Source organism: Streptomyces sp. RGM 3693, assembly GCF_050471125.1.
Classification (GTDB): Bacteria; Actinomycetota; Actinomycetes; order Streptomycetales; family Streptomycetaceae; genus Streptomyces.
The window spans coordinates 13,766-28,344 of record NZ_JBMPPQ010000003.1; the positions used below are offsets into that span (position 1 = coordinate 13,766).

Here is a 14,579-nt window from a genome sequence, read left to right on the forward strand (position 1 = left end):
TTCATCTGCCGTACCCAGAGCGGGACAGATGTTGCATGCGATCGGGGGGTTGCGTGGATTTCGACCAGGTCACGGAGCTTGTTCGCCATCCGGCATGGGTGCTGCTGCGTGCGGACAACGCCGCCTTGGTGCTGTCGTTCTGCGGCACGGTGTTCGTCGACGAGAACGCGCGCGGTGTGCCGGAAACCGTACTGGAGTCCCGGCTCGACGACCGGCTCTACCTCCTCAACGAGGAAAAGCCCGGCTCGTTTCCCCGATCCGCCGACGCCTATCTGGCGGAATGGACGAAGAACGGCTGGCTGCGCAAGTACTACCCGCCTGGGGAGGACGAGGCGCATTTCGACGCGACTGCGGCCCTCGAGAAGGCCGTGGCCTGGGTGCGGGACCTGCCCGCACGTTCGTTCATCGGGACCGAGTCCCGCCTGAACACCATCGTCGCGCTCCTGCGGCAGATGGCGTTCGGAACGGAGACCGATCCGCAGACACGCATCGACGAACTGCGCCGGGAGCGTGACGCGATCGACGCCCAGATCGCACGGCTGCGCGTCGGTGAGGTCGACATGCTGTCCCCGCTCGCACTGCTGGACCGCTACCAGCAGGTGGAGAGCACCGCGGTCGAACTCCTGCGGGACTTCCGCGAAGTGGAGGCCAATCTCCGGGAACTGGACGTACGTCTGCGCCACCAGGTCGCCACCGCCGAGGGCGGGAAGGGAGAGCAACTGGCCGCGTTCCTGCTGGACCGCGACGAGATCGCCCGGTCCGATCAGGGACAGAGCTTCCAGGCGTTCTTCGACTACCTCCTCTCCCCCCGCCGCCAGCAGGAACTACGGGAGCTGCTGCAACAGGTCAACCAGCTGCCGCAGTTGGAAGGCAGGGCCAGCCAAAGCCTGCTGAAGATCCCCTTCGCCTGGCTAGAGGCGGCCGAGAACACGCAGGACACGGTCCGGCAGCTGACCGAGCAGCTGCGCCGCTTCCTGGTCGACCGCAGCCGAGCAGAGGACCGCCGCGTCCTGGCACTGGTGCGCTCCATCCAGCATCACGTCACCGCCCTGGAAGGCCGGGCCGACCTGCCCGGCATGACGCTGGACGTCCCTCAGGCACATCGGACGCTGCCGATGGAGCGACGGCTGTACATGCCGGTCGAACGCATCGAGCTGGACACCGCCGCGGTGGAGGAATCCGACGACGCGGAGGTGGACATCTCCGAGCTTTTCTCCGGCGTCCACGTCGACACCGAGGCGCTGACCGGTCATGTCCTGGAGGCGGTCGCCGCGAGCCCGAGCGGCCAGGCGAACCTGGCCGTCATCGTCGACGACCACCCGCTGACCCTGGGGCTCGCGGAACTGCTCGCCTACTTCCAGGTGGAGCACCCCGGCCTGGACATGATCGTGGACCCGGACCGCACCGACCTCCTGGTCTACCCGCGTGTCCACGTGCCCGGGCACACGCAGGCGAGAGTGCCGCATGTGACGTTCGTACGCGACGAAGGCGGCACCGCCGCCGGAAAGGCGGAGCATCAGTGAGCGACGCCCTGGCCGTCCCCGTGGTCCACCTGCTGAAGGCGGGCGTGCTCTATCAGAGCGATGCCCCTGCCGTCTGGGAGCAGATCGTCAGCCAGCAGGCGGCGATCGGCGACTACCTCAGCGTGATCGGCCTCGACGTCGTCATCGACCGCGCCGAGGGCTACGCCTACGTCCGGCAGCAGGATCTCGATTCCCGTGACGACGGCGTCCCGGTGCCGCGGCTGGTCACCCGACACCGGCTCTCGTTCCCCGTCAGCCTGATGCTCGTCCTGCTGCGCGGACGACTCGCGGACAGCGACGCCGACTCCGCCGACCCGCGCCTGGTACTCACCCGTGACGACCTGGTCGAGATGATCCGCGGCTTCCTCCCACCGCGCAGCAACGAAGCCCAGCTCGTCGACCAGATCGACGCCCACATCAAGAAGCTCGTCGACCTCAAGGCACTGCGCCAGACGAAGCAGACCGGCGCCTACGAGGTCCGCCGCCACATCAAGGCCCTGGTCGACGCCCAGGCCCTCAACGACTTCAACGACCTCCTCGCCACCTACCGCGACGCTGCCTCCACCACGGCCAAGGACGACGCATGACCCTTACCACCGACCCGGCAGCGCTCATCCCACGGCAGGCAACGACCGCAGAGCCTGCCGGCACGTTCGACGTAGGCCCCGGTTACCGGCTCGCCCGCCTGGAAGTGCTCAACTGGGGCACCTTCCACCGCACCACCTGCACCTTCACCATCGACGGGCACTGCGCCCTGCTCACCGGGGGCGTGGGATCGGGCAAGTCCACCCTGGTGGACGCGCTCACCACGCTGCTTCTGCCCGCCCACAAGATCGCCTACAACAAGGCGGCGGGCGCCGACGCCAGGGAGCGCGACCTGCGGTCCTACGTCCTCGGCCATCACAAGAACGAGCGCGTCGATGCCTCCGACACCACACGCCCCGTGGGGCTGCGCGACCACACCTCCTACAGCGTGATCCTGGGCGTCTTCACCAACTACGCCCTCGGCACCCACCTCACGCTCGCACAGGTCTTCTACTGGGCCTCCCCGACCAGCACCGGGCAGCCCGAGCGGATCTACCTCACCGCCGAGGCACCGCTGTCCATCGACACCGACTTCACCGGCTTCGGCACCGACATCACCGACCTGCGCCGGCAGCTGAAACAACGCGGGGCCACCCTCCACGGCAGCACATACACCCAGTACGGCAAGGCACTGCTCAGAGGCCTGGGCATCCCCAGCCTGCAGGCCCTGGACCTGTTCCACCAGACGGTGTCGATGAAGGCCGTGGGCAGCCTGGACGAGTTCGTCCGCGAGCGGATGCTGGAGCCGTTCGACGCGAAGACGGCCGTCGACAAGATCGTCGCCCACTTCGACGCGCTCACCGCCAGCCACAACGAAGTCGTCCGGGCCCGTCGGATGATCGAGGACCTGACGCCGATCGTGGTGGCATGCAACCGGTACGACACCGTCCAGGGGGAGATCACCGCCCTGGACAGGCGCCGCAATGCCGTCCCCGCGTTCTTCGCCCAGCACCGCCACCGGCTCCTCACTACACGTCACACCACACTGATGTCCGGTGCGGCGGAACTGGAGGAACTGCAGTCCACTCGCGAGCGGCAGCTGGAGCAGCTGCGCGGGACGGCTGATGGCCTCCGGCGCCGTATCGATGGCGTTGGCGGGGAGAAGCTCATCTCCCTGACCGGCCGGATCGAAGAGCTCGGCCGCGAACGCGAACGGCGCCGCAAGCGCGCCACCGAGTACGGCACCTGGCTCGCGCAGGCCGGCATGGATCCCGTCACCGACGCCGCCTCCTTCCGCGAGCGCACCGACCAGATCTCCACCGCCCGTTCCCGGGCCGAGGAACAAGAGCAGCAGGCCCGCGGGAAGCTCGACGATCTCGCCGTCGCGCGCCACGACAACACCACCGCGACCGACCTGCTGCGGCGCGAGATCACCAGCCTGCAGCAGCAGCGCTCCAGCATCCCCGCCCAGCTGCTGGCCCTGCGCCGCGAACTCGCCACCGCCACGGGCGTCTCCGACGAGGTCCTGCCGTTCGCCGGCGAGCTGATCCAGGTCCGCGACGACGAAGCCGAGTGGGCCGGCGCCGCCGAGCGCGTACTGCACGGGTTCGCCTTGTCCCTGCTGGTCCCCCACGCCCACTACGACACCGTCTCGGCCTGGGTCAACGGCCGTCACCTGGGCCTCAGACTGGTCTACTACCAGGTCCCCGCCCACACACCCCTCACCACGCTCCCGGACGACCCCGCCCTGCTGACCGGCAAACTCCAGCTCAAGTCCGACAGCTGGGCCCACGACTGGCTCGCCGCGCGGCTGCGCTCGCGTGCCGACTACCTGTGCGCCGAAGATCTGGACGCGTTCGCCCGCGCCACCCGGCCCGCCGTCACCCGGCAGGGCCTTGTCAAGGGCGGCGGAGGCCGCCACGAGAAGAACGACACCCACCGCATCGACGACCGGCGCAACTGGGTGCTGGGCTGGAGCAACCAGGCCAAGCTCGACGCCCTCCTCGCCGAGGCTACCCGCCTCACCCGCGAAAGCGCCGACATCACTACAGCCACCCGGGAACTCGAGAAGCAGCAGCGGGCCCGCGCCGGAACCAGTGCCGCCCTCACCCTGCTGGCCAGCGTCGACACCTACACGGAACTCGACTGGCAGAGCACCGTCGCGGACATCGAGCAGTTCGAGCAGCAGAAGAGCGCCCTGGAGGCAGAAGCCGGTCTGGACAAGCTCACCGCACAGCTCCAGCGGACCGAGGACGAGATCGTACAGAGCAGCAAGACGTTCACCACAGGGCAGGAGGAACTGGGCGGCCTGCGCCGCGACGTCCAGCACATCGCCGACCTGCTGGGCAGGACCACCACGTTCCTCGCACAGTGCGACCTCGACGGCTTGGCGGAGCACGAAGAAGCCCTGAGGAAGTTCCTGCCCGCAGCCGACGGTGACGGCGACGGCCTCCTGGAGATGCTGGACGAAGCCGAGCGCCATGCCGAAGCACGTCTGCTGCGCAGCAGCGGCAGCCGCCACGACGCCCTGCGCCACGCCGGCAGCCAGGCAGCGGGGCTGATGACCGCCTTCCGCGGCAGGTACCCGGTCCACACCGCCGAGCTGGACAACACCATCGAATCCGCCGACGGCTACCGCGCGTTGCACAGCCGGCTCACCGACGAGGACCTGCCCCGGTTCGAGGAGCAGTTCCTCCTGTACCTGCGCACCAACGTCATCCGCGACATCGCTTCCTTCCAGGCCCATCTAGGCGCTCAGGAGCAGCAGATCCGCGAGCGCATCGACGTGATCAACACCTCGCTGGCCGGCATCGACTACAACCCGGGCCGCTACATCCGGCTCAACGCCGCCCCCACGCCGAACAAGGAGGTCCGCGAGTTCCAGCACGACCTGCGGGCCTGCACCAGCGAAGCGCTCTCGAACGACGCCGATGACGCGTATACCGAAGAGAAGTTCCTCCAGGTCAAGGCGCTCCTCGACCGCTTCAAGGGCCGCCCGGAGCACACCCGTCTCGACAAGGAGTGGACCGCCCGGGTCACCGACGTGCGGCGCTGGTTCGACTTCTCCGCCAGCGAGCTCAACCGCGAGGACGACGCCGAGTACGAGGTCCACTCCGACTCCGGCGGCAAGTCCGGCGGCCAGAAGGAGAAACTCGCTTACACCATCCTCGCGGCTTCCCTCGCCTACCAGTTCCGCATCGACCCCACCGCCGTCAAACCCAGGACCTTCCACTTCGTCACCATCGACGAAGCCTTCGGACGCGGTGACGACCCCTCCGCCCACTTCGCCCTCGACCTGTTCCAGCGCCTGGGCCTGCAACTCCTCGTCGTCACCCCGCTCCAGAAACTCCACGTCATCGAGCCCCACGTCACCCGCGTCGGCTACGTCGACCGCCCCGACAAGACCCGCTCCCGCCTGAACAACCTCACCATCGAGGAGTTCCGCGCCCACAAGCAGGCAGCAGCCCAGCAGGCGAACCAGCCCCCGAAGGAGCAGCCGTGACCCCGGCAGAATGGACCCGCCCCGAGCATGTGGTGCAAACCCTGCGCCGCAAGTGGACCAGCGGCCGCTACCTCACCGCCGCCGCGGGCGGACACCCCTTCGAACCCATCGGAGTGCCGCTGAAGGGCCCGACCGCGACCGACGCCCTGCAGCACTACGAGCAGGCACTCGCCTGGGCCCAGTGCTGGGCCCCCGACCGGAACCCCCATCTGCGCATCCAGACCAAATCCATCGGAGGCCGCAACGGCATCCCGTCGAACACCGTCCCGGCCCGAGCCTGGGTCGACACCCGCGACCGCCTCTGGACGCTGCTCCGCGTCACCACCCAGGTCGACCACTTCCACACCCTGCACGAGCAGACCGCACGCCAGGACCCCGGCATCGCACGGTGGATGGCCGACCATCCCATGAAGGTCCTCGCCCACGCGGCAGACTGGCACCGGCTCGTGCGCACCACGTGCTGGATCCGCGACCACGACACCGAGGCGGTCTACCTGCGCGAGATCGACACCCCGGGCGTGGACACCAAGTTCATCGAGACCAACAAAGGAATCCTCGCCGAACTCCTCGACTGTGTGCTCCCTGAAAGCCGCGTCAACACCAGCGCACCGAAGAGCGATCTCGTCGCCCGCTACGGCTTTCGCACCAAGCCCATCTACATCCGCCTGCGCTACCTCGGCGCCTCTCCCCTGCCCTTCAGCGAACTCACCGTCCGCGCCGAGGAACTGGCCAACTGGCCCCTGGGGGTGCGCACCGTCTTCGTCCTCGAGAACGAGATCACCTACCTCTCCCTGCCGCCGGTCCCCGACGCCATCGCCATCCTCGGCTCCGGATACGCCGCCGCCCTGCTGCGTCATCTGCCCTGGCTCGACGATGTCGACCTCTGTTACTGGGGCGACATCGACACCCATGGCTTCGCCATCCTCGACCAGGTCCGAGGACGCTTCCCGCACACCACGTCACTGCTCATGGACCGTGCCACCCTCCTCGCCCACGAGTCCCACTGGGGCCAGGAGAAGACACAGGCACGCGGCGGCCTGACACACCTCACCCCCGAGGAGGCCCACCTCGACCAGGACCTGCGGACCGGCGTCTACCGGCCGCACCTGCGCCTGGAGCAGGAGCGCATCGCCATCACCGCCGTGCGAGAGGCTCTGACGCGGCACCAGGAATGACACCCGAGGCTGCAAACACCGGACGGCCGCGGACCAGGACCGTGGCCGTCGAGGACAAGGCCACTCCCGCGTCCGTCCGGCGAGGGGCTGCAGCTCCCTGCGCTCCGGCCTCCGCCCTGACGAGGCCCGCAGCGTACGGGGCGCGGCCGAGCACGACAAACGCACCCGGAAACTTCGTCACCCGCCAGCGCTGACCGGCAGCCCGTCGGGCAACCTCTGCAGGCTGACGACAACAACCAGCCTCGACGAACCCCGGCAGTGACCGAGACCTGGAATGGCGAACCGCTGGCCGAGGGCGAAGCAGAGCAGGGGTTCAGGTCGTCATGAGGCGGTGGTAGTGCTCGACCCGCTGGACCAGGTCGTCTTCGGGGATGTGGGTGAAGGCGCTCATCCGGGCGTGGGTGAGACCGCTGATCAGGCCGGTCAGCGCGAGTTCGTGCAGGGCCTGGTCGATACGAGCGCGGGCGGCGCCGAGACTGACCAGGCCGAGCTCGGCGCCGTCCACGGCCGGCATCGCCCCCTCGATGGCCAGGCCGGCCAGGTCACGCACCGCATCGGTGATCAGCTCGGTGACGAATTCCGCCTTGCCCGAGCCGGTGGCGCCCGCCCAGGTGTGCTCGTAGGACCGAGTCTCGGCCGGACCGGCGCCGGCGTGCCGCGCACGGTAGTGGGTGATGTACTGCCACACCCACCGGTAGGACACCGGGCACCTGCCGGTGCACAAGGTCAGCTCCTGGTACAGCTCGAACACTCCACGGCGCTGCTCGGGTGCCTTGGCCTGGTCCTTTTCCAGCAGCATCTCCAAGCACTGGCGGACCTCGCCCAGTTGCTCTTCGTCGGCCGGGATGTCGAGCGTGATGGGCAGCACGGTCGTGATCGCCTCCATGACCGTCCGGCGATCAACGCCGTGGCGCTCGGCCAGGGACTCGGGCAGCCTCTCGCCCCCACGGTGATCGCGGCGGATCGCGTCGAAGAGTTCGGGGTCCGGCTCGTTCATCTCTGCTCCCTGATCTTTGTCAGCGGGTTGTCGGGATGGAACGGCTCTTGCGTGTGCTGCCCGGCCGTGCGCAGGCTCGTCCTCTGCGCAAGCCGGACGCCTCGGGCTCGTGCAGCGCGCAGATGCGGGCGGCTTCGCCGACGGCCGCCTGGTCCCAGCCGGTCAGCCGCAGCGGACCCTCGCCGCACAGCCGGTCCAGGTTCCCGAAGCAGCGCCCGGCCGCGATGAAGCCTGCGGCCCACGACGGTGTCCCCGCCGGGTGGCCGGAGGGTGTCCGGGCGCCTGCCCCTGACGCGGCGGGGCCGGGCAGCTGGGTGGCCGGGCGGCCGGTGAGGATGCGCAGAGCCAGCGCCGCGGCGTGGACGGGGTGAGCGATGCGCGCATGCAGCCGGTGCGCGAGGAGCGCGGTGTGCTCATCCGGCTCGGGGCCGAAGCGGCCGGCCGCGGGCAGCGGGAGCACGGTGCGGCCCAGACGCTTCGATGCCGCCTCGATATCGGTGCGGGAGGGCCTGCGCCGTACCGGCAGCAGGAAACACGGCTCACCTGGGCGGGGCGGGAACTGCGCGGTGGCCTCCCACCACACGAACCGGCCGGGAGCGGGTGCCCCGTACGGCTCGGCGGCCTCCAGGGCGTGGCGGGCCGCGGCCAGGGTGTGCACCTGCTCGTGCGCCAGCGCCGGCAGGGCGGCGGCCAGGGCGGGTGGCACCGGTCCGTGGCACAGCAGGGTCAGCCGTATCCCGGTCAACTCCCGCAATGCGAGGAGGGGTTCGAAGTGCCGGGAGCTGATGCGGTGGGCCCGGGTGACGACGATGTGGCCGATGCGCAGCACGGACATCCAGGCGGCTACCGCGCGCCAGGCGATCTCGGCCTGTGCCGCCCAGCCGACGGCCTCTGGGCTCCCGTCCACTGGGAGGTGTTTGCCCAGACTGCGCAGCAGGTCGTGGGCGAGCGAAGCGGGGGCGCTCGCCACCGGGGTGGGGTGAACGGTGATTCGGCCGTGGGCGGGGGTGTGGGCGGCCAGGGCGGCGGCCATGAAGGCGTAGTCGTCGCCGCGGTCGTGCACCACGGTGAGCGGGGGCAGGCCGGGGCGGGTGCCGCCGGGTGACCACGCCGGACGCCACGGGCCGGTGGCCCGCTCCCCCGCGGCCGTCTCGCACGTCGTCATCGCCATGCCCCTTTCCCGGGCGGTGGCGTACCGGTCGCCGCGGGGACGAGTGCCTCGGCATCGGCGACCGATCCGGTGGCGGGCAGGGGACGTGCGGCCAGGCCGAGGGCGAACAACACGTCCGGGTGCGGGGCCGGTTGCCTGCCGTCGTCGGGGGCGAGCAGCCCGCGTGCGGCCAGGCGCGGGATCTGCCCGGCAGGCACGGCGGGGACAAGACCGCGGGCGGCTGTGTGCAGCAGGTGTGTCAGGGCGGCGGCCTCGCCTGGGCTGAGACTGGCGGCGGTGTGACCGCCCTCGTGCAGATTCTGCTCCTGCTCGGGAGTGAGCAGGCCGGGCTGCGGGGCCAGGTGGAGGGTGGTGTCGGTGTGGACGAGCCGGTGCGGGCCCGCCTGCTGCTCGAGCCGGGCGGCCAGGTCCTGTGCGGCCCGCTGCAGTTGGCGTGCCGGCCACTGAAGGGCCGAGGCCGCATCGTCGGGGTGCAACGGGCCGGTCTCAAGTAGGGCTGCGTGCAGCACGGTGGCCGGCTCGGCCGCCCCCGCCGCCGGGCGAGAGAGCGGGCGGGCGAGCCCGGAGTCGAGCAGTGACTCGGGGGACGTGTCCAGGGCGCGGGCCAGGGCGAACAGGGCCGCGGCGGAAAGGGTGTGCGGGGTAAGACGCCTGCCCCAGTCGGCGACGGGGATGCCGCACAGCGCGGCCAGGTCCCCGTCGGTGAGATGGCGCTCTTGGGAGCGCTGGCGGCAGAACTCCAGATCGAAGGCGAGCACGTCCGTCATGTCCCGCTCGCCGGAGGGGAGTTGGCCGCTCATGGGCGCACCGGCCCAAGGCGGGGCAGGACCTGAGGGGCTATCGGGGCGGGGGTGTGCAGGTGCCAGCCGCGGGCAGCAGTGTGCCAGTCGTTGTCGGTGTGCGGGTGGTCAAGGGCGGGAACCGGCAGGCCCGCGTCGGCGATCAGGGCCTGAAGGCGGGGTGCGGTGCCGAAGCAGTTCGCGAACAGGCCGTGCGCGGGCGCGGTGCGCGGGGTGCGGCGGCGGAATTCGAGCGCGGCGGCGAGCAGCGGGCGGGCGCGGGGCGGGATCGCGTACAGGTGCCGCGGGGCGGGCGGGGCGCCGATGTTGATCCGTGCGTCGCGGTCGATAGCGATATGCGTGGCGTCGACACCGGTGATCTGGGTCATCGCCAGCACCGGCGCCGCGGTGCCGGTGAACAGCAGGGCCGCGATCGCGGCGGCGCGCAGCGGGTTGGGCAGATGCGTGGTGATCGTGTGCACGGTGTGCGGGGTCAGGGGCACGGTGGTGATCCCCGGTCCCGCACGGCGATTGAGGTCGTCGGGCACGTTCAGCAGCACCGCACAGGTCAGCAGGCCCGCCTGGGCGCCACGGACACGGGCCACGGTGTGCTCGGGGCTGGGGCTTGAGACCGTCAGCCGGGACAGGAACAACCGCAGCGCCTCCGTTTCCCGCAGGTCGAAGGCGGTCGGTTCAGTGAACTCGGCCGGGTGGCCGGTCTCATCGCTGCTGCCGCCGGCAGGTGACGGCTTCGGGGGCAGGGTGCGGGAGAACCAGGTGCGGGCTGCGGCGTAGCCGGCACGGTACTGGGCATCCGTGCGCGCGAAGTCGGCCCCGTTCTGACGGCGCCAGCACTGGGCCCGGAAGGCGGCAACTGAGCTGCGCGGTACGGCAGGCAGCGGCTGCACATGATCGAGTGGAGGCGGGCCGGTACGGCGGTCGGCGACGGCCGGCCCGATCGCGTCAAGGACTGCCGCCGTACCCGTCACACACGCCACGTCCGTCAGTTGGGCGGCGGTGAGCTGCTCCGTCAGGCGCCGAATGTCGGCCGGCTGAGGGGTATGGGCGAGAAGGGTGAGGCGGATGCCAGTCTCGGCGCGCCAGGCGGCCAAGCGGCTCAGCCGCTCGACGGTGAGACGGTGGGCGCGCAGCACGATCACCTCCCGTACATCGGTGGCCAGGCTCCAGCAGGTCACCGCCCGCCAGGCCGGGTCGGTGGACATCCGCTCCGCGCCCTCGCGGGAGAACCCGAGGCGGCCCATCGCGCGCAGCACATCCAGTGCGAGGTAGGCGGGGCTGGTGGTGTGCGGGGTGGGGTCGGCAGTGATCTTGCCGCAAGCCGCGTCCGCCCACCGGCAGGCGGCCCGGTGCACCGCACGGTCGTCGTCGGTGTCCAGGAGCAGTCGCACCGGTCCTCCCGCCGGTGATGCTGGGGCGGCGGCCGGCGCGGGAACGGGAGCGGGCGAGGTCATCGTCAAGGTCACCGTCCGCCGTCGATGCGGTCGGCCACCACCTGCAGCAGCCGCGCATCGGGCATGGCGGCCTGGGCGCGGGCCATCAGCCGCAGGGTGTGATGGGTGATCAGGGTCCAGCGCAGCAGCGCGCCGCCAGCCAGCCGGGCGTCCAGCGCCAGCAGGTCACCGGCATCGACGCCCTGCCACACCGGGTGCAACGCGGGCAGTGCCACCGGGATCTGATCACGGGTCAGCGGCTGAAGGCGCAGCCAGCCGGCGGTGCGGGTGGCGAGCATCCGCTGGGCGCGCAGACGCCTCTCGCCGCGTCGGGCGGCGATGAGGACCACGCACAGCCCGCCCGCGACACCGTCGTGCAGGAAACGCAGGTACTCCATGCAGGACGCCGACAGCCGGTGGGCATCCTCGACCACGACGATCCGCGGCCGATCGGCCAGAGCGTGGCGGATCAGTGTGTCCGCGGCCCCCGGATCAGCCGGCGCCCCACCGGGCAGCCGAAGTGCCCGATGCAGGGCCAGGCGCAGGTCCGCCGGCGCCGGCTGCGCCCGCAGCTCGAGCGGAAGCAGGTCGCCAAGACGGCGGCCGGCCACATGGACGGCGAAGGTCTTACCGATGCCGACGTCGCCCAGCACGCACACAAACCGGCGCTCGGAGGCGGCGTCGGCGAGCGCGGCGCCCACGGCGAGCATGCCGGGGGTGAGCAGCGTGCGCATCTGCTCAACGCGCAGGAAATGCAGGCCGGATGAGTCAGCGTCGTCATCCAGGACGGCGAACGGCCCGGCCGCGGCCGCCTCGCCCCACACGGCCCGCGCAGAAGGCCCGGTGGACTCGGTGGTCAGCATCGGCCCAGCGCCCAGTCCACGACCGCCTCGTCGACCGCCTCGGCCCCCAGGTACTCCATGCCCTTCAGGACATGCTTGGTGACCTTGACCCACTCACGGAACGAGCCGAGTGCGTACTGGGTGTCGATCCGCTTGAGCAGCGCCTCGTCCACGCCGCGCCACACGGGATGGGAGTCGGGAACGGTCTTGAGGATCTCGTCCTCGGTCATCGCGAGGATCTCCAAGCGGATGTAGATCCGGGAAGCGAGCGCCGGGTCGCTCTGCAGCGTCTCGTAGGCCTCACGGCCGCCGACGAACACGATGGCGGGCTGGGGATCGCAGTTGTCCCACAATTTGCGCAGGAACTCGAAATTCTCCCGCCGGTACTGCTGCGCCTCATCACACACGATCACATACGGGCGCCGCGGCAGAGACTCGCGCAGCAGCTTGTCGAACGCGGTCGGCGTCCCCGGCATCTTGCAGTTGAGCCGCATCTGATGGAACAGCTCCTCGCGCAGGTCCTTCGGCCCGGGCCGGGAGCGGGCGAAGTCGAGCGGGAGGATCAGGTCCGGGTTCATCTCCTGGATCGTGGCCCGCGTGGAGAAGCTCTTGCCGAGCCCGGGGTCCCCGTAGATCACAGACATCGCCCGCGACTCGACGGTGTCGATGACCGTGTCCTTGATCTGCAGCAGGGTGTCCGTGGCGACCAGCGTGGAGTCCTTCAGACCGAGAAAGTGCTGCGGGCGCAGGTCGGGACGGCGCCTGGATGCCTCGCTCGCCGGAGCGGCGGCCGGCTGGCGGCGCTGGCCTATGTGCTTGCGTTTAGGGGCAGTTGTCACGAGACCTCGTCCTTGGAGTCCTGGGATGCAGTGTCGGTGGATGCGATGTCGGTGGAGTCCTGACCGGGGCGTTTCCACGCAGCCGGGACAGGAGTCAGGGGCCGGTACGGCTGTGTACGGCGGCGGGGTACGACGGGCGAAGCGGCGCCGTCGAGTTCGGCGCGGGCCTCGGCCTCGGTCATCCGCATCGCGCGGACGGGCAGTTCGGGCTCGGTGGACGGCAGGTGCCGCTCCCGCCGGCGCTCGGCGGAGCCTTTCAGGGCCTGGCGCAAGGCCTTGCTGTGCTCGTCGCGCTCGAGGAGCACCTTGGCACGCAATTCCTCGCTGGCCTCGTTACTGAGGAAGGCCCGCCCCAGGTAGCGGTTGCCACGGAAGGTGTACAGATCGATCTCGTGGGCGTGGTGCGGCATCCACCGCACACGCACCTCGAGCCCGATCCGCCCCACCCCGTTCTCGGGCATGTAGTAGCGGCCCGCGAACTCGACCCCGTGACTGGTGATCTTGTGGACCTTGTTGTCGCTCTCCAGCATGAAGGCGCGCAGCTCGGGCCGGATCTCGGCGGGATCGGACTGCCAGGCCTCAAGCGGCGTCATCCCGATGCGCTCAAGGACGTGCTCGGTGTTGTGCCGGTGGACCCACTCCCCCAGCAGGCCCACGAACGCCTCGAAGGTCAGCGGCGGGTCCTGGTCTCCGACGCGGCGCCGGTGATCGAGCCGGGGCGCCTTCGTGTAGCGGGGCAGATCAGCGAAGAACCGCGTCATGCTCGTCAGGTTCAACCGCTCGATACCGCCCTTGTGACGGGCACTGCGCACCCGGTGCACAGGTACACCAAGGAGCCCGAAAGCACGCAGGACGGTCTTGGAGAGGAAGTCCGCGCCGCCGTCGACACGGACCAGGCGCGGAAGCCCGCCGGCCGGGCCGTAAGGCGCCTCACGCAGGACGGAGGCACGAACGGCCGCGAGGACGGAGCCGCGGTGCGCGGAGCCGGCGGTGACCGCCCAGCCCATCACATAGCCGGTACCGCGGTCCTCGAACCACGTCACCCACACCCTCGACGGCTTCTTGTCCGGCATCATCACCACCGTCTCGGCCTGCTTGTGATCCCCCTCCCACACCGTGTTCCGCGCCACCTGCGGCCGCTGAAAACACGGATCGAACCCGCGGGCCGCCGGAATCCCCTCGCGCAGGCCCGCCATGAAACCCGGATCGAGATCCCGGGCGATCGCATCGTGCAGCGTCGTCAACCCGACCGGCTTCTGGCCGGCCTTCTTCGCAACGCGCACCAAATGCTCGTGAGCACGCTTCACGTTGCCCTGGTAATCGGCGAGGACCTCGATCACCTCATCAGTGATCGTGAACCGGCGCCGCTCCGGCTTCTCCACACTGCCCGTCCGCTCCGCTTGCGCGAGCCAGTCCCACACCGTCCGCTTGTGCACCCCCACCGCATCCGCGACCAGCCGTACATGCGCCGACGTCAACTCCCCCGCCCCGCGCAGCCGCAGCAACTCGCGTACCGCGGCGGGACGCAGCTCGTCCCGATGCCGCCCCAGACCGTCATCCCCGGCCCCAGGAGCATCGCCATCCTCCGTCACCGGAGCCGACACCGAGGCCACGAGCGAACCGGTAACCAAGCAGTGATCACAGCACCAGCCTCCGTGACGTCAACTACCGCCCTGCACAGGGCAGTTCACGCAAACGCCCGTGACAGGCGCGACAGATGAGACGCTAAAGCCGACACCCCGACACACGTCCCTGCGACCACCTGGACGAGTGAC

11 protein-coding genes are annotated in these 14,579 nt (G+C 70.2%); 4 read left to right on the forward strand and 7 right to left on the reverse strand.

The window, feature by feature from the left end; genetic code table 11:
• Positions 1-35: 35 nt before the first annotated feature.
• From ACO0M4_RS28720 to ACO0M4_RS28735, 4 genes are read left to right on the forward strand one after another with little or no spacing between them, the layout of a single operon-like run.
• Positions 36-1,523 (forward strand): DUF3375 domain-containing protein, encoded by a 1,488-nt coding sequence (locus tag ACO0M4_RS28720; protein WP_430373994.1) that lies wholly within the window; start codon positions 36-38, stop codon positions 1,521-1,523.
• On the forward strand, positions 1,520-2,110 hold the full coding sequence (locus tag ACO0M4_RS28725) for a DUF4194 domain-containing protein (RefSeq protein WP_430373995.1): 591 nt from the start codon (positions 1,520-1,522) through the stop codon (positions 2,108-2,110). The genes ACO0M4_RS28720 and ACO0M4_RS28725 overlap by 4 nt, the downstream gene beginning before the upstream one ends.
• The gene (locus ACO0M4_RS28730; RefSeq protein WP_430373996.1) at positions 2,107-5,550 is read left to right on the forward strand and encodes an ATP-binding protein; all 3,444 of its coding nucleotides are present in this window, start codon (positions 2,107-2,109) and stop codon (positions 5,548-5,550) included. Before ACO0M4_RS28725 ends, ACO0M4_RS28730 begins: the two co-directional genes overlap by 4 nt.
• A complete protein-coding gene (locus ACO0M4_RS28735) occupies positions 5,547-6,725 on the forward strand; it encodes a Wadjet anti-phage system protein JetD domain-containing protein (RefSeq protein ID WP_430373997.1) in 1,179 nt (392 codons plus the stop codon). The genes ACO0M4_RS28730 and ACO0M4_RS28735 overlap by 4 nt, the downstream gene beginning before the upstream one ends.
• 313 nt (positions 6,726-7,038) lie before the next feature.
• On the opposite strand, the gene ACO0M4_RS28740 is transcribed toward ACO0M4_RS28735, so the two are convergent.
• The 7 genes from ACO0M4_RS28740 to ACO0M4_RS28770 form a co-directional block, all read right to left on the reverse strand.
• A complete protein-coding gene (locus ACO0M4_RS28740) occupies positions 7,039-7,722 on the reverse strand; it encodes a hypothetical protein (protein WP_430373998.1) in 684 nt (227 codons plus the stop codon).
• Positions 7,723-7,741: 19 nt separating this feature from the next.
• A complete protein-coding gene (locus ACO0M4_RS28745) occupies positions 7,742-8,893 on the reverse strand; it encodes a hypothetical protein (RefSeq protein ID WP_430373999.1) in 1,152 nt (383 codons plus the stop codon).
• Complete coding sequence (locus ACO0M4_RS28750; RefSeq protein ID WP_430374000.1) at positions 8,884-9,693, reverse strand: hypothetical protein; 810 nt, start codon at positions 9,691-9,693, stop codon at positions 8,884-8,886. Before ACO0M4_RS28750 ends, ACO0M4_RS28745 begins: the two co-directional genes overlap by 10 nt.
• Positions 9,690-11,081 (reverse strand): hypothetical protein, encoded by a 1,392-nt coding sequence (locus ACO0M4_RS28755; RefSeq protein ID WP_430374001.1) that lies wholly within the window; start codon positions 11,079-11,081, stop codon positions 9,690-9,692. Before ACO0M4_RS28755 ends, ACO0M4_RS28750 begins: the two co-directional genes overlap by 4 nt.
• Before the next feature lie 71 nt (positions 11,082-11,152).
• The gene (locus tag ACO0M4_RS28760) at positions 11,153-11,986 is read right to left on the reverse strand and encodes an AAA family ATPase (protein ID WP_430374002.1); all 834 of its coding nucleotides are present in this window, start codon (positions 11,984-11,986) and stop codon (positions 11,153-11,155) included.
• Positions 11,980-12,804 (reverse strand): AAA family ATPase, encoded by an 825-nt coding sequence (locus ACO0M4_RS28765; protein ID WP_430374003.1) that lies wholly within the window; start codon positions 12,802-12,804, stop codon positions 11,980-11,982. Before ACO0M4_RS28765 ends, ACO0M4_RS28760 begins: the two co-directional genes overlap by 7 nt.
• Entirely contained in the window at positions 12,801-14,417 is a 1,617-nt protein-coding gene (locus ACO0M4_RS28770; protein ID WP_430374004.1) for a Mu transposase C-terminal domain-containing protein, read from the reverse strand. The genes ACO0M4_RS28765 and ACO0M4_RS28770 overlap by 4 nt, the downstream gene beginning before the upstream one ends.
• Between the last annotated feature and the right edge of the window lie 162 nt (positions 14,418-14,579).

Excerpts from the sequence above, each read along its gene's own strand:
- ACO0M4_RS28745 (WP_430373999.1), bottom strand. The coding sequence starts at position 8,893 with ATGGCGATGACGACGTGCGAGACGGCCGCGGGGGAGCGGGCCACCGGC.
- ACO0M4_RS28750 (WP_430374000.1), bottom strand. The coding sequence starts at position 9,693 with ATGAGCGGCCAACTCCCCTCCGGCGAGCGGGACATGACGGACGTGCTC.
- ACO0M4_RS28730 (WP_430373996.1), top strand. The coding sequence starts at position 2,107 with ATGACCCTTACCACCGACCCGGCAGCGCTCATCCCACGGCAGGCAACG.
- ACO0M4_RS28720 (WP_430373994.1), top strand. The coding sequence starts at position 36 with ATGCGATCGGGGGGTTGCGTGGATTTCGACCAGGTCACGGAGCTTGTT.
- ACO0M4_RS28760 (WP_430374002.1), bottom strand. The coding sequence starts at position 11,986 with ATGCTGACCACCGAGTCCACCGGGCCTTCTGCGCGGGCCGTGTGGGGC.
- ACO0M4_RS28740 (WP_430373998.1), bottom strand. The coding sequence starts at position 7,722 with ATGAACGAGCCGGACCCCGAACTCTTCGACGCGATCCGCCGCGATCAC.